General features: G+C 70.6%; 21 protein-coding genes. 8 read left to right on the forward strand and 13 right to left on the reverse strand.

All coding sequences use genetic code 11. From position 1 onward, the window contains the following. Positions 1 to 21 precede the first annotated feature (21 nt). From JNK12_17945 to JNK12_17970, 6 genes are read right to left on the reverse strand one after another with little or no spacing between them, the layout of a single operon-like run. Positions 22 to 510, reverse strand: a complete 489-nt coding sequence (locus JNK12_17945) for an NADH-quinone oxidoreductase subunit I (GenBank protein ID MBL8777827.1) — start codon at positions 508 to 510, stop codon at positions 22 to 24. After that, positions 510 to 1,547 (reverse strand): NADH-quinone oxidoreductase subunit NuoH, encoded by a 1,038-nt coding sequence (gene nuoH / locus JNK12_17950; GenBank protein ID MBL8777828.1) that lies wholly within the window; start codon positions 1,545 to 1,547, stop codon positions 510 to 512. Before nuoH ends, JNK12_17945 begins: the two co-directional genes overlap by 1 nt. Beyond that, the gene (locus tag JNK12_17955; protein MBL8777829.1) at positions 1,544 to 2,719 is read right to left on the reverse strand and encodes an NADH-quinone oxidoreductase subunit D; all 1,176 of its coding nucleotides are present in this window, start codon (positions 2,717 to 2,719) and stop codon (positions 1,544 to 1,546) included. The genes nuoH and JNK12_17955 overlap by 4 nt, the downstream gene beginning before the upstream one ends. Then, positions 2,713 to 3,474, reverse strand: coding sequence for an NADH-quinone oxidoreductase subunit C (locus JNK12_17960; GenBank protein MBL8777830.1), 762 nt, complete (start codon positions 3,472 to 3,474; stop codon positions 2,713 to 2,715). Before JNK12_17960 ends, JNK12_17955 begins: the two co-directional genes overlap by 7 nt. Beyond that, on the reverse strand, positions 3,471 to 3,986 hold the full coding sequence (gene nuoB / locus JNK12_17965) for an NADH-quinone oxidoreductase subunit NuoB (protein MBL8777831.1): 516 nt from the start codon (positions 3,984 to 3,986) through the stop codon (positions 3,471 to 3,473). Before nuoB ends, JNK12_17960 begins: the two co-directional genes overlap by 4 nt. Next, on the reverse strand, positions 3,977 to 4,282 hold the full coding sequence (locus JNK12_17970; GenBank protein MBL8777832.1) for an NADH-quinone oxidoreductase subunit A: 306 nt from the start codon (positions 4,280 to 4,282) through the stop codon (positions 3,977 to 3,979). The genes nuoB and JNK12_17970 overlap by 10 nt, the downstream gene beginning before the upstream one ends. A 232-nt stretch (positions 4,283 to 4,514) precedes the next feature. Between JNK12_17970 and JNK12_17975 the strand changes: the two genes are divergently transcribed. The 8 genes from JNK12_17975 to JNK12_18010 all read left to right on the forward strand — a co-directional run bounded on the left by JNK12_17975 (position 4,515) and on the right by JNK12_18010 (position 9,944). Further along, positions 4,515 to 4,775, forward strand: coding sequence for a hypothetical protein (locus tag JNK12_17975; protein MBL8777833.1), 261 nt, complete (start codon positions 4,515 to 4,517; stop codon positions 4,773 to 4,775). 115 nt (positions 4,776 to 4,890) lie between these two features. Further along, positions 4,891 to 5,733 carry a PqqD family protein gene (locus JNK12_17980; GenBank protein MBL8777834.1) on the forward strand — a complete coding sequence of 281 codons (843 nt, stop codon included), beginning with the start codon at positions 4,891 to 4,893 and terminating at the stop codon, positions 5,731 to 5,733. Further along, positions 5,730 to 6,488 (forward strand): ABC transporter ATP-binding protein, encoded by a 759-nt coding sequence (locus JNK12_17985; GenBank protein ID MBL8777835.1) that lies wholly within the window; start codon positions 5,730 to 5,732, stop codon positions 6,486 to 6,488. Before JNK12_17980 ends, JNK12_17985 begins: the two co-directional genes overlap by 4 nt. A gap of 89 nt (positions 6,489 to 6,577) precedes the next feature. Beyond that, positions 6,578 to 7,963 (forward strand): hypothetical protein, encoded by a 1,386-nt coding sequence (locus JNK12_17990; GenBank protein ID MBL8777836.1) that lies wholly within the window; start codon positions 6,578 to 6,580, stop codon positions 7,961 to 7,963. After that, positions 7,960 to 8,196 (forward strand): hypothetical protein, encoded by a 237-nt coding sequence (locus JNK12_17995; protein MBL8777837.1) that lies wholly within the window; start codon positions 7,960 to 7,962, stop codon positions 8,194 to 8,196. The genes JNK12_17990 and JNK12_17995 overlap by 4 nt, the downstream gene beginning before the upstream one ends. Before the next feature lie 2 nt (positions 8,197 to 8,198). Next, positions 8,199 to 8,450: a type II toxin-antitoxin system VapB family antitoxin gene (locus tag JNK12_18000; GenBank protein ID MBL8777838.1), complete on the forward strand. Its 252-nt coding sequence runs from the start codon at positions 8,199 to 8,201 to the stop codon at positions 8,448 to 8,450. Positions 8,451 to 8,540: 90 nt separating this feature from the next. Further along, positions 8,541 to 9,191 carry a nucleotidyltransferase domain-containing protein gene (locus JNK12_18005; GenBank protein MBL8777839.1) on the forward strand — a complete coding sequence of 217 codons (651 nt, stop codon included), beginning with the start codon at positions 8,541 to 8,543 and terminating at the stop codon, positions 9,189 to 9,191. 249 nt (positions 9,192 to 9,440) lie between these two features. After that, a complete protein-coding gene (locus JNK12_18010) occupies positions 9,441 to 9,944 on the forward strand; it encodes a hypothetical protein (GenBank protein MBL8777840.1) in 504 nt (167 codons plus the stop codon). 21 nt (positions 9,945 to 9,965) lie between these two features. Here JNK12_18010 and JNK12_18015 read toward each other — a convergent pair whose 3' ends face one another. The 7 genes from JNK12_18015 to nuoI all read right to left on the reverse strand — a co-directional run bounded on the left by JNK12_18015 (position 9,966) and on the right by nuoI (position 17,436). Further along, positions 9,966 to 10,658: an enoyl-CoA hydratase/isomerase family protein gene (locus tag JNK12_18015; protein MBL8777841.1), complete on the reverse strand. Its 693-nt coding sequence runs from the start codon at positions 10,656 to 10,658 to the stop codon at positions 9,966 to 9,968. Positions 10,659 to 10,752: 94 nt separating this feature from the next. Beyond that, positions 10,753 to 12,318 carry an NADH-quinone oxidoreductase subunit N gene (locus JNK12_18020; protein MBL8777842.1) on the reverse strand — a complete coding sequence of 522 codons (1,566 nt, stop codon included), beginning with the start codon at positions 12,316 to 12,318 and terminating at the stop codon, positions 10,753 to 10,755. Beyond that, positions 12,315 to 13,979 carry an NADH-quinone oxidoreductase subunit M gene (locus tag JNK12_18025; GenBank protein MBL8777843.1) on the reverse strand — a complete coding sequence of 555 codons (1,665 nt, stop codon included), beginning with the start codon at positions 13,977 to 13,979 and terminating at the stop codon, positions 12,315 to 12,317. Before JNK12_18025 ends, JNK12_18020 begins: the two co-directional genes overlap by 4 nt. After that, positions 13,979 to 15,874 (reverse strand): NADH-quinone oxidoreductase subunit L, encoded by a 1,896-nt coding sequence (gene nuoL / locus JNK12_18030; GenBank protein MBL8777844.1) that lies wholly within the window; start codon positions 15,872 to 15,874, stop codon positions 13,979 to 13,981. The genes JNK12_18025 and nuoL overlap by 1 nt, the downstream gene beginning before the upstream one ends. A gap of 10 nt (positions 15,875 to 15,884) precedes the next feature. Further along, positions 15,885 to 16,184, reverse strand: a complete 300-nt coding sequence (gene nuoK / locus JNK12_18035; GenBank protein ID MBL8777845.1) for an NADH-quinone oxidoreductase subunit NuoK — start codon at positions 16,182 to 16,184, stop codon at positions 15,885 to 15,887. A 17-nt stretch (positions 16,185 to 16,201) separates the two neighbouring features. Next, positions 16,202 to 16,750 carry an NADH-quinone oxidoreductase subunit J gene (locus tag JNK12_18040; GenBank protein ID MBL8777846.1) on the reverse strand — a complete coding sequence of 183 codons (549 nt, stop codon included), beginning with the start codon at positions 16,748 to 16,750 and terminating at the stop codon, positions 16,202 to 16,204. After that, positions 16,750 to 17,436, reverse strand: a complete 687-nt coding sequence (gene nuoI / locus JNK12_18045; protein ID MBL8777847.1) for an NADH-quinone oxidoreductase subunit NuoI — start codon at positions 17,434 to 17,436, stop codon at positions 16,750 to 16,752. Before nuoI ends, JNK12_18040 begins: the two co-directional genes overlap by 1 nt. Positions 17,437 to 17,461: the final 25 nt, after the last annotated feature.

The following is a 17,461-nucleotide window of genomic DNA, read 5'->3' on the forward strand; positions in this document are numbered from 1 at the left end:
CCACGTCCTCGTTCCTCGGACTCATCGGGGGATCTTCTTCACTTTCTGCTCCGACCCGGCCTCGTAGGCCTCGTTGTCCGGGACGGTGAGCATCCACTCGCCCAGGCGCTCCTTGTCGTGGAGCAGGTCGGCGAGCCGGAACTCGGAGTACTCGTACTCGGGACTCCAGAACAGGGCGTCGAAGGGGCACACCTCGACGCAGATCCCGCAGTACATGCACAGCGAGAAGTCGATGTCGAAGCGGTCGAGGGCGTTCTTCTGGCGGGGGGCGCCGCCTTCGCGCCGCGGCGGGGCGAGGTACTTGTGGCCCTCGATGTAGATGCACCAGTCGGGGCACTCACGGGCGCAGAGCATGCAGACCGTGCAGTTGTCCTCCTTGAGGGCGATGACGCCGCGGGCCCGGGGGGCGGGCGTCTCCTTCTCGTGGGGGTACTGCACGGTGACCGCGGGCTTCAGCATCGTGCGCAGCGTGACGCCGAGGCCCTTGACCAGACCGGGAAGTTCAGGCATCAGAACGCCACCTTCAAGATGCCGGTCGCCGCGATGTTGAGCAGGGCGAGGGGGATGAGGAACTTCCACGCGAACTTCTGGAGCTGGTCCTCACGGAAGCGGGGATAGGTGAAGCGGAACCAGAAGATGAAGAACGCCACGAGCATCACCTTGGCGAACAGCACCAGGGGGCCGAGGACGTTGAGGAAGTTGCTGTCGAGGTCGAAGCCCGGCAGCCACCAGCCGCCGAGGAAGAGCGTGGCGGCGATGGCGGCGAAGGCGAACGCGGTGCCGAACTCGCCGATGAAGAAGAACAGGAAGCGGAAGCCCGTGTACTCGACCTGGTAGCCGCCGACGATCTCGGACTCGGCCACCGGCATGTCGAACGGGGTCTGGGTGAGCTCGGCCTGCACGGCGATGAGGAAGATGGCGAACCCGATGAACTGGGTGATGATGAACGGGTTGCCGAGGAAGTCGAACCCGAACATCGACCCGTTGGCCTGGGCGGCCACGATGCCCTGGAGGTTGAGGGTGCCGGCCTGGATGACCACGCCGACGACGGCGAGGACCAGGGGCAGCTCGTAGGCGATGAGCTGGCCGGCGGCCCGCAGGCCACCCATGAGGGAGTACTTGTTGGCCGATGCCCAGCCCGCCATCAAGATGCCGACCACCGACAGCGACGAGACCGCCAGGGCGAAGAAGATGCCGGTGTCGAGGCTCTCGACGTAGATGTCGGGGCCGGCGGGCACGACGACGAAGAGCAGGAAGGTGGACAGCACCACCACCAGCGGGGCGATGGCGAAGACGAACCGGTCGGCCTTGTCCGGGAAGATGTCTTCCTTCTGGATGAACTTCACGCCGTCGGCCACGAGCTGCAGGACGCCGTGGGGGCCGGCCTCCATCGGGCCGAGCCGGCTCTGCATGTGGCTCATCATCTTCAGCAGGAACACGTAGCCGAGGATCAGCGCCGAGAGCGGGATGAACGACAGGACGATGATCACCTTGATGGTGGTGACCTGCCAGTAGGCCAGATCGATGGCCAGCAGCGAAGAGCTCATCTGTCGATATCCCCAAGGATGAAGTACAGGCTGGCCAGGATGGTGATGACGTCGGGGACGTAGACGCCCTTCATGACCCAGGGCACGATCGAGATGTTGTTGAACGAGGCCGAGCGGATCTTGACCCGGAAGGGCACCAGGTCGCCCTTCGAGACCACGTAGTAACCCATCTGGCCGAGGGGGTTCTCGGTGGCCACGTAGGCCTCGCCCGCGGGCACCTTGATGATGCGGGGCACCTTGGCCATGATCGGCCCGGCGGGGATGCCGTCGAGGAGCTGGTCCACGATGCGGCTGGCCTCGCGGGTCTCCTGGAGGCGCACCCAGTAGCGGGCGAACGAGTCGCCGTCGGGGTGGGTCCAGACCTTCCAGTCGACCTCGTCCCACGCCAGGCCGACGGGCCGATCGCGGCGCAGGTCCCAGTCGACGCCGCTGGCGCGCAGGTTGGCGCCGGACATGCCGTACGACAGGGCGACATCGGCGGGGATCACGCCGATGCCGCGGGTGCGGGCCTCGAAGATCTCGTTGCCCATGATGAGGTCTTCCATCTCGTCACAGAAGGTGCGGACCTTCTCCATGACGGCCTTGGTGTCCTCGATCCAGCCCTTGGGCAGGTCGTCCTTCAGGCCACCGATGCGGTCGAAGTTGGGGTGGAAGCGCCCGCCGGTGACCGACTCGATCTGGTTGAGGACGTGCTCGCGGTCGCGGAAGGCGAAGAAGACCGGGGTGAGGGCGCCGAGCTGCACGCCCATGTCGCCGAGGAACAGCATCACGTTCGAGATGCGGCTCAGCTCGAACAGCACCGTGCGGATCCACTGGGCGCGGGGCGGAGCCTCGACCTCCATCAGCTTCTCGGCGGCGAGGATGAAGGGGACCTCGTTGGCGAAGCTGCCGAGCCAGTCGATGCGGTTGATGAGCGTGGTGACCTGCGGGTAGCTGCGGACCTCGGTGAGCTTCTCGTAGCCGCGGTGCATGTAGCCCATGATCGGAGCGGCCTCGATGACCTGCTCGCCGTCGAGCTTGGCCACGATGCGCAAGGTGCCGTGGGTGGCCGGGTGCTGCGGGCCCATGTTGAGGGTCATGCCCTCGGTCTCGATCTCGACGTTCACCCGGGCGTCGGCGGCCTGGCCGGCGATGTACGCCAGCTGCTGGCGATCGGTGATGGCCGTCACGATGCGTCCTCCGCGGGTGCGTCCTCGGCGGCGGCGTCCTCGCCCGGCATGGGCTCGACGTCGACGATGCCCGGCCAGGGCTTCACCCGGCGGGCCAGGAGGGGGAAGTCCTTGCGCAGCGGGTGGCCCTCGAAGTCACCGGGCAGGTAGAGCTTGCGCAGGTTGGGGTGGCCCACGAACGAGATGCCGTACATCTCGAAGGCCTCACGCTCGTGCCAGTCGGCGCCGGCGTACACGGGGATCCAGGTGTCGGCGGTGGGAGCGGCGTCGTCGAGGTCGGCCTTGAAGGTGATGCCGTAGCCCTCGGTGGGCGACTCGACCCGGGCGAGCAGCTGGAAGCGGCTGGTGCCCCCGGCCACGCCCCATTCGATGCCAGCGGGATCGGTGGACCCGGTGGCAGTGGGGTCGGCGCCCGCGGTGACGAGGTCTTCCTGGCTGTCCATGTCCCGACCGAACGGCGAGGGCAGCCAGTCGATGGCGGAGAGGAAGTCGAAGTAGGTGCAGCCGAGGTCGTGCTTGGCGACGGCGGCCGCCTCGCGCCACGACGACAGGGCCACGCGGACCCAGAGGTCGTCGCCCGGGGAGAGGTGGGACTCGAGCAGGCCGTCGCCGAGCTCGGCCGCGAGGCGCTCGAGCACGCCTTCACGCAGCGGGTCGGGCTCGGCCGGCGGTGCGGCGTCCTCGGCCGGCGCCTCCGCGGCGGGGGCCGCGTCGGTCGGCTCGGCCGCCGTGGGCTCCTCGGTGGGGGTGTCGCTCATCGCGGTTCACCGCCGCCGACGACGATGGGCTCGCCCCGCCAGCGGGCGGCCATGTCCTCGGTCTTGATGCGCTCCTGGAGCAGCACGACGCCCTCGAGCAGGGCCTCCGGCCGCGGCGGGCAGCCGGGCACGAACACGTCGACGGGGATCATCTGGTCGACGCCCTTGGTGACCGAGTACGAGTCCCAGTACGGGCCGCCGCAGTTGGCGCACGAGCCCATGGAGATGACGTACTTCGGGTCGGGCATCTGCTCGTAGAGGCGCTTGATGGCCGGCGCCATCTTGTCGGTGACCGTGCCGGAGATGACGACGAGGTCGGCCTGGCGGGGGCTGGCCGGGAAGGGGATGACCCCGAGGCGCATCACGTCGTAGCGGGGCGAGCCGAAGGCCGAGCCCATCTCGATGGCGCAGCACGCCAGGCCCCACTGGAACACCCAGAGGGAGTACGTGCGGCTGAGGTTGAGGAGATAGGTGAGGGGCTTCGGCAGCTTGCCGCTCTCGACTAGACCCACCGGAGCACTCCCTTTCGCCAGGCGTAGAGCAGACCCAGCGCCAGGATCACGATGAACACGAGCATCTCGACGAGGCCGAACAGGCCGTAGACCTCGAGCTGCGTGGCCCACGGGAAGATGAACACGGCCTCGACGTCGAACATGACGAAGAGCAGGGCGAAGATGTAGTAGCGGATCTGGCTCTGCGACCAGCCCGAGCCGACGGCGTCGACCCCGCTCTCGTAGGTGACGTACTTCGACGGTTGCGGCCGGGTCGGGTGCAGGAGCTTGGACACGCCGAGCATCGCCGCCACCATGACCACGGCGGCCCCGGCGAAGATCGCCACGGTGAGGTAGCTCCGCAGGTAGTCGGACACGGTTCGGCAGCGTAGTGAACGCCTTCACATGGGGCCAAAGAGGGCGGGCCTCCGAGGGGCTCGGGGAGGCGCCGCCGGACGGCCATCTCGCCGACATATTGCATTTCAGTACATCTCGCGCGACACTCCGAGGACCTCCCCTCAGGACCCACCGCAAGCAAGGAGGGTGCCCATGCGCACCACCTGTCCCCCGGGGAGCGCGCCGCGAGCCATCGCGCCCGGCCCCTACGTCGCCCCCGCCTTCGTCGCCGGGCGGGGCCCGTCGCCGGCCCTCGAGGAGTCGCCGGTCGCCACCTTCGTGGCCACCGTCGTCGTGATCCTCGCGTTCTTCACGAGCACGGCGGCCTGGTGCTGGTTCGTGTGCCGCCGCAACGGCGGCGTCCGCTCCTGCAACGTCGGCTGGTACACGGCCAAGGCCCGCTGCCGGCGCTGAGCCGACGGCTCCTCCCCCGGCCGTCCCATCCGGCCGCCCGTCCCGACCCCTCCCGGTGCACCGGTCCGCCCGAGCGCGGCCCGGTGCGCCGGGCCGCCGACCCCACGGAGGCCCCGTGCCGTTCTCCCTCGACGCGTCCGACCGCATCCGCCTGGACACCTGCGTGCTCGACCACGACACCCTCGTCGACCTCCTCACCGACGAGCGCTACCCGCTGACCTCGACCGCCGCCGCGCTGTTGGCGGGGTGCGACGGGCGGGTGACCGTGGGCGATCTGGCCACCGAGCACGCCCGCGCCTACGGCGTCGACCCGGGACGCCTGCTGGCCGACCTCGGCCCCTTCGTCACCGAGCTCGCGGGGGTGGGGCTGGTGCGCGTGCACCGCCGGTGGCGTCACCACGTGGCCGGCTTCCTCCTCGACCTCGCCCGCACGCCGCCGCCCGAGGCCCCCGCGGCCCGCCGCCGCTTCCCCGCCACGCCGCTGGGCTGCTCTCGCGCCGCCTTCCACAGCGGGCGACTCGTGGCCCTGTTCGCCCTGGCGTGGTCCGCCGTGCTCGCGCTGGCGGTGCACGTCCTCGCCCCCGGCACCCCGCTGGTCGTCGCGGTCGCACCCGCTGCGGTGGCCGTCGGCGCGGTCGCGAGCGTGGCCGCCCATGAGATCGGCCACCTCGCCGCGGTGCGGGCGGTGCGCGGCCAACCCCGGTTCGCGGCGGCGGGTCCCAGTCAGGTCGGCCTGCTCCACGACGTGCGCGACGTCGGCCGTCGGCGCTGGGTGGCCCTCGCCGGACCGGTGGCGGGAGCGACCGTCGCCCTCGCGTTGGCACCGATGGCCCTCGCGCTGCCGCCGCCGGCCGACGGCCTCGCCCTGCCACTGGCCGGACTGCTCGCCGCTGGCCACCTCGCCGGACTGCTGCCGTTCTTCAAGGACGGCCGCCACCTCTGGGCGGTCGGCCCGTGATCCCGGTGCGGGGCGTGCCCGCCGTCCACGTCGGCGGCGCCACCGCGGCCGCCGGCGGGTTCGCCCTCGGGCCGATCGATCTGGACGTGGCCCCGGGCTCGTTCCACGTCGTGCTCGGCACCAACGGTGCCGGCAAGACCACCCTGCTCGACCTCGTCGTCGGCCTGCGGGCGGCCGACGACGGCACCGTCGAGGTGGAGGGCCGGGTGCCCGACCCCGACGACGCCGCCCGCTACCGGCGCCTCGGGTTCGCCCCCGACGGCGACCACAACCTGCCCCTCGAGCTGACCGCCGGCGAGCTGTGGGACCTGTGTGCCCGCCTCCACGCCCGCATCGCCGGCGACCCGGCGGCGATGGGCGCGATGGCGGCCGAGGTCGCCGCCCGTCTCGACTTCTCGCCTCCCGTTCGCCCGATCCGGGGCTACAGCCACGGCATGCGCCGCAAGGCCCAGTTGGTGGCGGCGCTCCTGCACGACCCACCGGTGGTCGTGCTCGACGAGCCCACCAACGGCCTCGACCCGCTGGCGGCGCAGTCGCTCGGCCTCCTGCTCGTCGAACGGACCCGGTCGTCGGCGGGTGTCGCCGTGCTGGCCACCACCCACGACCTCCTCTGGGCCCTGCGCTTCGCCGACGTCCTCACCCTGCTCGCCGGCGGGCAGGTTAAGTTCTCGGGCCCCCCGTCCGACCTGCTCCCCGCCGACACCCTGGCCGCGGCCGCGGATGCCTTCGACGAGTTGGCCGACGGCCTCCGCTGATGCCCGCGAGCACTTCGCGCGCCCGGACCTCCTCCGTTCTGGCACCGGACTTCGGTGCCAGGGCACCGAAATCCGGTGCCAGTTCGTGGGTGCTGGGCGGGATGGTGGTGCGGCGGTGGGCGGTGGCCGTCGGTGTGACGCCCCGGGGCCTCGTCGCTGGCGGCGCGTTGGGGGCGGTGGTGCTGTCGGGTATCGGGGCGGTGCTGGCGGGCCGGGTGCCCGAGCGGCGCGACGACCTCCTCGCCCTGGGCCTGGTCGTGGCGGTGTGGGCGCTGGCGGCGGGATTCGGCATCCTCGTGGCCCACGCCACCGAGGTGCCGCCCTCGCTCGGGTTCCTGCGGACTCTGCCCGTCCGGCGACGATCGGTGGCAGCGGCGGCGGTGCTCCCGCTCGCCATCGCGGGCATCGCGGCGACGTTGGTCGTCGGCCCCCCGGCGCTCGACGCCGTCGTCGCCGCGTCGGCTCGGCCGGCCGGCTGCTCAGGCCTGGTCCTGATCCTCACGGTGATCGCCGGGGTCGCGGTCGGCATGACGCTCCACGGTCTCGCCGGGCGCCTCACCGCCGGGACCGCGGCGTCGCCCCTGCGCCTGACCCTCGCCGTGCTGGCGTGGTTCGGCCTCGTCGGAGTGGCGTTGGCCGCACCGCTCCCGCTGCTGGCCCGCTTCGGGGACGCCGGCGGCGCGTGGGCGCTCGCTCCGCTGGGTTGGTCACTTCCCTGGCTGGGTCTGGTCGAGCCTCGTGGGACCGCGACGGTGGGCGCGGCCGGAGTTGCCTTCGTCCTCGTCGCCGCCGCCTTCTTCACTCCTCCAGCGCCGGCGGCGACCGCCATCGACCTCCACGTGCGGCCACTGCGTCTGGACGGCCGCCTGCCCCTCGTGCGGGTGCAGGCCCTCCGGGTCGTCCGCCACCCCCGCACCCTCGAGGCGCTGGTGGTCGCCGGCGCCACCGCCGTCGCCCTCGTCGCCGGTGCGGCATGGGCCCGGAACCGGGTGCCCGGGGCCCTCGACCTGCAGGTCGTGGCCCTGCTCGGGGCCCAGGTCACGACCGCTCCCGCCGCGCTGGCCCGGGGTCTGTCCGATCACCGGCGCCCCGCCGAGGCGGCGCTCGGCATCGAGCCCCTGCCCCACCTCTCGGCCCTGACCACCGGCGCCCTCGTCGCCGTCGCGGTGACCGCAGCGCCCGGGGTCGCCCTTGCCGCGGCGCTGCTCTCCCCGGCGGTCGCCGCCGCATGGATCGTCGCCCTCGTCCCCCTCACCGCCACGGCGGTCACGGTTTCCGTGGCGCTCGGCCCAGAGCTGGGCAACGGATCGGCGGAAGCGGGTGCCGTGCTGGCCGCCGCCGCGCTCACCACCGCGCTGCTGGCACTCGCCGGTGCGCTCCCCGGCCCGGTCCTCCCCGCCGCAGGCCCTGCCCTGACCCTCGCCGCCCTCGCGGCGGCCGCCGCGCTCGAACGCTCCCACCGGAGGCCCACATGACCCGCCCCGCCCGCCTCGTCCTCCTCGCCGGCGTCATCGCCACGGGGGTGCTGGTCGTGCTCGCCACGGCCACCGGCACCGCCCGCGTCGGCCCCGTGGTCTTCTGGGCCGTCCACCGAGAGGAGCTCGCCGGCGGGTCCGAGGTGGCCCTCCGCCCCGGCCTCGGCCTGCTCGGCTTGTGGCTCTTCGTCCTCGCGGCCGTCGTCGTGATCTCCCGTCGGCGTGATGTGTAGGGATGTGTCCGGCGCGCCTCGTGGGCCGGACCAACATCGTGATCGACGACGAGCTGGTGGCCAACGCCAAGCAGCTCTACGGCTTCGAGACGACGCGGGAGGTCGTCGACTTCGCCCTGCGACGCTGCGTCACCAACTTCGACAACCTCCACACGCTGCGGCGAGCGGCCTTCCGCCAGCGCATCACCACCCTGCCGGCCCCCCGTATGGACCAGGCCTGCCAGACCCTGGCTCGCGCCGTCGGCTGCGTCTGAGCGACGCGCGACTGCCGAGAGGGAACGCCCGACCCGTTCGTGAGTGGCTCGGGCTGTCTTGCGATCATAAATGAAAGAATGCTTCCATTTATGCAGTTATCGGGGGTAGCATCGGCCATCGACTTCCGCCGACCGATCGAGGCCATCGTGCCCGGCGTGCAGGGACGGGTGCTCGCCGTCCTCGTCGAGACGACCGCCGAGCTGAACCTGCGCACGGTCGCCCAGCTCGCAGGCGTGAGCCAGGCCCAGGCGTCGCGGGTCTTACCTCGATTGGTGGAGCTCGGCGTCGTCGAGCGGCGGGACGTGCCCCCGGCGGCGATGTTCCTCCTGGTCCGTGACCACGTCGCCAGTCAGGCGCTGCTTGCGCTGACCCGATCCCACGATGCCGTACTTGACGCCATGGGGCGGTTCGCGGGGGAGCTCGTCGATCCACCGGTGAGCGTCATCGTCTTCGGCTCGTTCGCCCGCCGGGAGGCGACCGCCGAGAGCGACATCGATGTCGTCGTCGTCCGGCCCCGCGAGATCGACGAGGACGACGAAACCTGGGCCGAGTCACTCGAATCCTGGCGCCGCCAGGTGAGGCGCCTGACGGGGAACGCCGTCGAGGTGCTCGAGATGAGCCCCGACGAGGCCGCCGGGAGGGGGTCGGGCGACGACCCGCTCTGGGCCGACATCCGCCGAGACGGCCGGGTCGTGCACGGTCTCGGGTTCGACGCTCTCCGAGCGGCCCCGCGTGGCTAAGCCGCGGCGCACGAAGCCGGTGACGGCTGGGCAGGGCACCGTCGTGGCCAAGCGGGTCGCCGCTACGACCAGGTAGCGCTCCTCAGGGTGCAGGGGGGCCGAACCCTGGAGCGGTGCCGCCGCCGAGCGGTAAGGTACCCCCGCTTCCCCGGCAACCACCCACCCGACCACGGAGTCGAGCGAATGGCACTGTCGGCCCAGCACCGAAGCATCCTGTACACCGAGTTCGTCGATCGCCTTGGACCCGACGTGACCGAAGCCTTCCTCGCCGAGTTCCCCGCCCGAGAGGGGGATGAGCCCATCACCCGGGACTTCCTGCGAGCCGAGCTCTCGGTGACCCGCGGCGAGCTACGCGGGGAGATGGGTGACCTCCGCGGCGACCTCACCGGCCAGATGGCCGACCTCCGCGGCGACCTCACCGGCCAGATGGCCGACCTCCGCAACGACCTCACCGGCCAGATGGCCGACCTCCGCAACGACCTCACCGGCCGCATGGCCGGTCTGGCGAGCACCCTCCGAGGAGAGATGACCGATCTGAGCAGCGACCTACGGACCGATCTCGGCGGGCAGGTGATGCAGCTCCAGCTGGCCGTGGCGGCATTGGAGGCGCGGATCGCCCAGTCCGAGGCGGCGTTCCAGAAGGAGTCGAAGCGTCAGCTGGCCATCATCGTCACCGCCATCCTCGGCACCGGCACGGCGGTCCTGGCCGGCATGGCCGTCTCGGTGGCGATCATCGTCAGCCGGATGGGCTGAACACCGACCCGCCCGAGCGGCTCAGGGCAGAGCGCCCTCGGCCATGACGGCCAGCGCCGGCCCGTAGAGGTCCTGCTTGAGCTGGCCGATGGACGACCGGCCGCGGGCGGCCTGGGTCACGGCCAGGGCCATGGCGTCGCGCAGCACCTCGTCCTCGGGGGCCACGGCGTCGACGATGGCCTTGGCTTGCGCCTCGTCGGCGGGGAAACGCCGGCCGGTCAGCACGGCCTCGTGGGCCACCTGCGGGGTGAGGCGGGCCTGGATGATGGCGGTCATGCCGGGGGCGAGGGGCATGCCGAGGTCCACCTCGGGCAGGCACCAGAAGCCCCGGTCGGTGCGCATCACCCGGGCGTCGTGGGCGAGGGTGAGCATGGCGCCGCCGGCGAAGGCGTGGCCGTTGATCGCGGCCACGGTGTACATCGGGAAGCTGAGCAACCGGCCCAGCAGGCGGATGGTGTCGGTGATCATCTGCCCCGACTGCGCGCGCTCTTCGTCGGGCAGTGACCCCATCCAGTCGAGGTCGAGGCCGTTCGAATAGAACTTGTCCGTCCCGGTGGTGACGAGGGCGGCGAGGGACTCGTCGGCTTCCACCTCGTCGAGGGCGGCGTTCCAGGCGGTGACCGACGTCGGGTTGAAGCGGTTGTCGCCGGCGGTCAGCGTGATCAGCGCCACCTCGTCCCGCCGCTCGAGGGTGAGCGCGCCGAAGTCCGTCATCGTGCACCCGCCTCCCGGCCGCACACTGCTCGTTCTGCCAGCACCACCCTGTTCTGCACGACAGGCTCGTGCTGGCAGAACGGGGGGCGGGACATCAGGGGGCGGAGGCGACGAGGACGGGGATGGCCTCGTTGGCGAGGTCGAGCAGGTGCTGGGGGAAGAAGCCCACGAACACCGTCACAGCGAGGCAGATGGCGAGGGCCAGGCCCGCCGCCGCCGGCACCTTGACCTCGGGGCCCTCGAGCTCGGGCAGGGGGTCGTCGCCGTCGGCCGCGCCCATGTACATCGAGACGATGATGCGCAGGTACAGGAAGGCCGAGACGACCGCGGTGAGCATGGCGATCAGCGCCAGCCAGTAGTAGCTGGACTCGACCGCGGCCTCGAGGACGTAGAACTTGGCGAAGAAGCCCGAGGTGAGGGGCACGCCGGCCTGGGCCAGCAGGAAGATGGTGAAGACCAGGGCGAGCACGGGGCGGCTGCCGCCGAGGCCCTTGAAGTCGTCGAGCTTGGTGAGCTCGTCGCCCTTGCGGCTGACCACGGTGATGACCCCGAAGGTGCCCACCACCATGAAGGTGTAGGCGGCCAGGTAGAACAGCGACGCCGACGTGCCCTGGGCGGAAGCGGCCACCACGCCGAGCAGGATGAAGCCGGCGTGGTTGATCGACGAGTAGGCCAGCATGCGCTTGACGTCGGTCTGCACCACGGCCAGCACCGAGCCGACCACGAGGGTCAGCACCGCCAGCGCGTAGAGGATGGGCTGCCAGTCGGTGGCGTACGTGGCGAAGGTCAGCGAGAAGACCCGGATGAGCCCTGCGAAGCCCGCCACCTTGACGCCCGAGGCCATGTAGGCGACCACCGGCGTGGGCGAGCCCTCGTAGACGTCGGGGGTCCAGCTGTGGAACGGGACGGCGGCGATCTTGAAGCCGAAGCCCACGAGCAGGAAGGCGAAGCCGACCAGCAGGGTGGCGTCGCTGAGGGGCACCTCGGTGGCCAGGAAGGCCGAGATCTTCACCATGTTGGTGGAGCCGGTGGCGCCGTAGACCATGGCGATGCCGTAGAGGAAGAACGCCGACGAGAACGCCCCGAGGACGAAGTACTTGATGCCCGCTTCCTGCGAGGTGGCGCGCTTGCGGTGCATCGCGGCCAGTACGTAGACGCTGATGGACAGCACCTCGAGACCGAGGAACATGACGATGAGGTCGTTGGCCGACGCCATCACCACGCCGCCGGAGGCCGACAGCAGCATCAGGACGTAGAACTCGGGTCCGTCCATCCCCTCGCGGCGGAGGTAGCCGTCGGCCAGCAGCGCGGTGAGCACCACGGCGCTGGCGATGACGATGGTGAGGTAGACCGAGAAGCCGTCGACGCCGATGGCCTGGGCCACGGCGCTGAAGGGCCCGTCGCCGGTCTGCACCTCGTGCCACAGCGGGATGGCGGTGGCGATGGCGGCGAGGCCGGCGGCCACCGTGAACAGGGCGTAGAAGCCCTCGAAGAGCCAGCGCTTGGCCAGCGAGGCGATGGTGAGCAGCAGGATGCCGCCGAGGGCGAGGCAGATGCCCGGCCACAGGGCCGACCAGTCGATGGTCGGGGTGGCGATCTCGTTGAGCTCGGAGCCGGAGGCCTGGGCGAGGGTGACGAGGCTGGCGAGGGTGGTGGTCATTCGCCCTCCTCCCCGTGCTCGTCGCCCTGTTCCTCACCGTGTTCGCCTTCGCCGTGCTCGCCCTCAGCGGGCGGGTTGGCGGCGATCAGCTCGGCGCCGACGGCGGCGCCGGCGGTGGCCACGGTGGGCTCGCGGTAGTCGCTGTGCTCCTCGACGTGGGCGATCAGCTCGGACACCGAGGGGTCGATGCGGTCGAGGGCGGGCTTGGGGTACACGCCGAGGAAGACGATGAGGGCGATGAGCGGCACCATGATCAGCGCCTCCCAGCCCTTCAGGTCGCCCATGTCGCGGTTGGCGTCGTCGGTGGGGCCGTGGAACACCCGCTGGTAGGCCCAGAGCAGGTAGATGGCGGCGAGGATCACCCCGAGGGCGGCGGCGACCGTCCACCACCGGGCGGTGAGGAATGAGCCGGTGAGGATGAGGAACTCGCCCACGAAGCCGTTCAGGCCGGGCAGGCCGATGGAGGCGAACATGACCACGGTGAAGAACGCGGCCAGCACCGGGGCCGCGGTCTGGAGGCCCTTGAGCTCGGAGATCTGGCGGGTGTGGCGCCGCTCGTAGATGAAGCCCACGAGAAGGAAGAGCGCGCCGGTGGAGAGGCCGTGGTTGACCATCTGCATCACGCCGCCGGTGAGGCCCTGCTGGGTGAGGGCGAAGGTGCCGAGGACGATGAAGCCCAGGTGGGCCACCGACGAGTACGCCACCAGGCGCTTGAGGTCCTTCTGCATGGTGGCCACGACGGCGGCGTAGAGGATGCCGATGGTGCCGAGCGTGAGCAGCAGCGGGGCGAAGTACACCGTGGCCTCGGGGAAGAGGTAGAGCCCGAAGCGCAGGAAGCCGTAGGTGCCCAGCTTCAACATGACGCCGGCGAGGATCACCGAGCCCGCGGTGGGCGCCTCGGTGTGGGCGTCGGGCAGCCAGGTGTGCACCGGGAACAGCGGCGTCTTGATGGAGAAGGCGAGGGCGAAGGCCAGGAAGATCCACCGGGCCGTGACCGTGGCGATGGACTGGCTGTTGGCCAGCTCGATCAGGTCGAAGGTGATGGGGTTGCCCGTGGCCTTGGCGCTCAAGATGACGAGGCTCAGGATGCCCACGAGCATCAGCGCCGAGCCGAACATCGTGAACAGGAAGAACTTCAGCGCCGCGTAGACCCGGTTGCCGTGGCCCCAGCCGCCGATGAGGAAGTACATCGGGACCAGCACGATCTCGAAGAACACGAAGAACACGAACAGGTCGAGCGCCAGGAACACACCGAGGCAGCCGGCCTCGAGCACCAGCAGCCAGGCGTAGTAGGGCTTGGGGTCGTGGTGCGGGGCGGTGCCCAGCATGGCGATGGGGAACAGGATCCCCGTCAGCACCACGAGCAGCAGCGAGATGCCGTCGACGCCCAGGTGCCACGAGATCCCGAGGTCGGCGATCCACGTGTGCTGGGTGGTGAACTGGAAGCCCGCCCCGCCCGTCTCGAAGGCGGCCAGCAGCCAGAGGGTGAGGGCACCGGTGGCCGCGGCGAACAGCACGGCCGTGAGGCGGACGAGCTCGGGCCGGCGCCGCGGCAGCAGGGCGACGACGAGCGCGCCGAGGCCGGGCAGCAGCACCAGGGCGGTGAGCAGCGGGAACGACGGGCTGGCTTCGGTGGCGGCGGACGCCGCGGTCGCGAGCATCAGATCCCCGCCCTCGTGAGGAGCCAGGCGAGGAGGAGCACGGCGCCGATGGCCACCCCCAGCGCATAGTTGCGCAGGTAGCCGCTCTGGAGGCGGCGCAGGCCCATCGAGCTGCCCCGCACCACCGTGGCGACGCCGTTGACGGCGCCGTCGATGACGCGGGTGTCGAAGAAGACCATCGCGTTGAAGGCCCAGGTGCCGGGGCCGCTGACGACGGCGGCGTAGCCCTCGTCGATGTGCCAGGCCCGGGCGAGGATCTCCTTGTCGAAGACCTTGGCGTCGATCTTGTGGGCGAGGTAGGTGCGGTAGGCCACGAAGATGCCGATCAGGGCGGCGACGACCGAGATACCGGCCAAGAGGAACTGCTCGGCGCCCGACACGGTGAGGTGGGCCTCGGCGCCCTCGACCACCGGCTCGAGCCAGACCTCGAGGAACTTGAAGTTCGTCGAGAAGGGCAGGTTGAAGATGCCGGCGCCGGCCGAGAAGACCGCCAGGAGGAAAAGCGGGACCGTCATGGTGGGCGGCGACTCGTGCGGGTGCAGGTCGGGCTGGTCGGTGCCCTCGCCCCAGCGGGGCTTGCCGAAGAAGGTGAGGAACATCAGGCGGCTCATGTAGAAGGCGGTGAGCAGCGCGGTGAGCACGCCGACGGCCCAGAGCACCGGGCCGTGCTCCTGCCAGGCGAAGACCAGGATCTCGTCCTTCGACCAGAAGCCCGCGAACGGGGGGATGCCGGCGATGGCCAGCCAGCCGATCAGGAAGGTGATGAAGGTGATCGGCATCTTCTTGCGCAGCCCGCCCATCTTGCGCATGTCCTGCTCGTCGTGCATGCCGTGGATGACCGAGCCGGCGGCGAGGAACATGAGGCCCTTGAAGAAGGCGTGGGTGATCATGTGGAAGGCGGCGGCGATGTAGGCGCCCGACCCGATGGCCACGAACATGAAGCCGAGCTGGCTGACCGTGGAGTACGCCAGGACCTTCTTGATGTCGTTCTGGCCGATGGCGATGGTGGCGGCCAGGAGTGCGGTGGCCGCGCCGATCACCGCGATGCCGGTGGGCAGCCAGTCGGCCGACACCGCCAGCATCGGGTTGATGCGGATCATCAGGTAGACGCCGGCGGTGACCATGGTGGCGGCGTGGATGAGGGCCGAGACCGGGGTGGGGCCCGCCATGGCGTCGGGCAGCCAGACGTAGAGCGGGATCTGGGCGGACTTGCCCACGGCACCGATGAAGAGGAGGGCGGCGATGGCGGTGACCGTGGTCGTGGTCATCGAGCCGGCGGCGGGGAGGATCTCCTCGTAGGCCAGCGTGCCGACGGTCTGGAAGGTGAGGAAGATGGCGAGCATGAAGCCGAAGTCACCGATGCGGTTGGTGACGAAGGCCTTCTTGCCGGCGACCGCGTTGGCCTCCTCGGTGAACCAGAACGAGATCAGGAAGTACGAGCACAGGCCGACGCCCTCCCAGCCCACGAAGGTGAGCAGGAGGCTGTTGCCGAGCACCAGCACGAGCATCGAGAAGACGAACAGGTTCAGGTAGAGGAAGAAGCGCCCGAACTTGGCGTCGCCGTGCATGTACCCGATCGAGTACACGTGGATCAGGGCGGCGATGCCCGTGACGAACATGCACATGCTGATCGACAGGGGATCGGCCAGGGTGGCCACGTCCACGTGCAGGCCGCCGACGGGCAGCCAGGTGTAGAGCACGTCGACGACGGTGCGCTCGTCGACCGGCTGGCTCTGGAGGTCGAAGAAGACGGCGGCGGTGACGAGGAACGAGGCCCCGACCGTGATGGTGCCGATGATGCCGGGCCACGGCTCCTTGAGGCGCTGGCCTCCGAGGAGCAGCACCAGGAACCCGGCCAGCGGCAGCGCAGGGATCAACCAGACGTAGTCGAGCATCTGTTCGCCCTCAGCCCTTCAGCGCCGACAGGTCGTCCGCGGTGGCGCCGGGGCGCCTACGCAGGATGGCCACGATGAGCCCGAGGCCGACCACCACCTCGGCGGCGGCCACCACGAGCACGAAGAACACGACGACCTGGCCGCCGATGTCGCCCAGCAGCGTGCCGAAGGCCACGAAGGTGAGGTTCACCGCGTTCAGCATGAGCTCGACGCACATGAACATGACCAGGGGGTTGCGGCGCACCAGCAGGCCGAAGGCGCCGATGGCGAACAGCACGGCCCCGAGGGCCAGGTACCACTGCGGGGTCACCTCGATGGCGGCCAGCATCAGCCCACCTCCTCGCTGTCAGCAGCGTCGTCGTCGGCCCGACGCGACAGCGCCACGGCGCCGACCACGGCGATGGTCAACAGGATGGCGGTGATCTCGAAGGCCAGCACGTAGTCGGTGAAGAGCACCGTGCCGAGCTGGTTGATGTTGGCGACCGTGTCCGAGATGGCCTCGGTGGCGGCCTTGGCACCGGGGGCCGGGGTGTCGCCGACGAAGATGGCGACGAGAAGCAGGGCGGCACCGGCCACGCCGACGATGGCGGCCAGGGGCCGCTGGCCCACCAGCGGGTCGACGCTGAGGTCCTCGGCCTGGTCGACGCCGAGCAGCATGAGTACGAACAGGAACAACACGACGATGGCGCCGGCGTAGACGATCACCTGCACCGCGGCCAGGAACTGGGCGTCCTGGGCGATGAAGAGCACGGCGATGCCGAAGAGCGTGGCCACCAGCGAGAGGGCGGCGTGCACCGGGTTCTTCGAGGCGATCACCCCGAGCGCGCCGGCGAGCACGATGCCGGCGGCCACCACGAACACGAACACCTCCATCATCAGTGGTGCCCCCCGTCGTGGTCGCCGTGGTCGTGGTCGTCGTGGCCGTCCTCGGTCGTCTCGGCGGGCGGCTCGGGCAGGTCGGCCAACTGGCCCTGCTCGGGGGCGCGCACGCCGTAGCCCAGCTCGCCGGCCCAGGCCACGCGGCCCACGTAGTTGGCGTTGCCCGCCGGGGCGGTGGCACGCATCCAGGCCGACGTGTTGTCGTCGTCGCCCGGGCGCCAGTCCTCCCAGGGCAGCTTCTGGGGCTGACCTTCGTCGTCCACGAGCAGTTCGTCGCGGGTGTAGATGGCGTCCTGGCGGCTGGTGAACGAGAACTCGAACAGCTTCGACTCGGTGATGGCCTCGGTGGGGCAGGCCTCGACGCACAGGTCGCAGTGGATGCAGCGCAGGTAGTTGATCTCGTAGATGAAGCCGTAGCGCTCACCCGGCGAGGTCGGGTCGTCCGGGTCGTTGTCGCGGCCACGCACGTAGATGCAGCGCGCCGGGCACACGCCCGCGCAGAGCTCGCACCCGATGCACTTCTCCATGCCGTCGTCGTAGCGGTTGAGCACGTGACGACCGTGGAAGCGCTCGGGCTTCGGGCGGGTCTGCTCGGGGTACTGCAGCGTGACGCGTCGCCCGGAGTCGGTGCCCGGACCGAGCCACTTCTTGATCGTGACGCCGAATCCGTCGAGGTAGCCCATCAGCCCTGCTCCCCCGACTCGAGCG

It is taken from the genome of Acidimicrobiales bacterium, assembly GCA_016794585.1.
Taxonomy (GTDB): Bacteria; Actinomycetota; Acidimicrobiia; order Acidimicrobiales; family DATDAH01; genus JAEUJM01.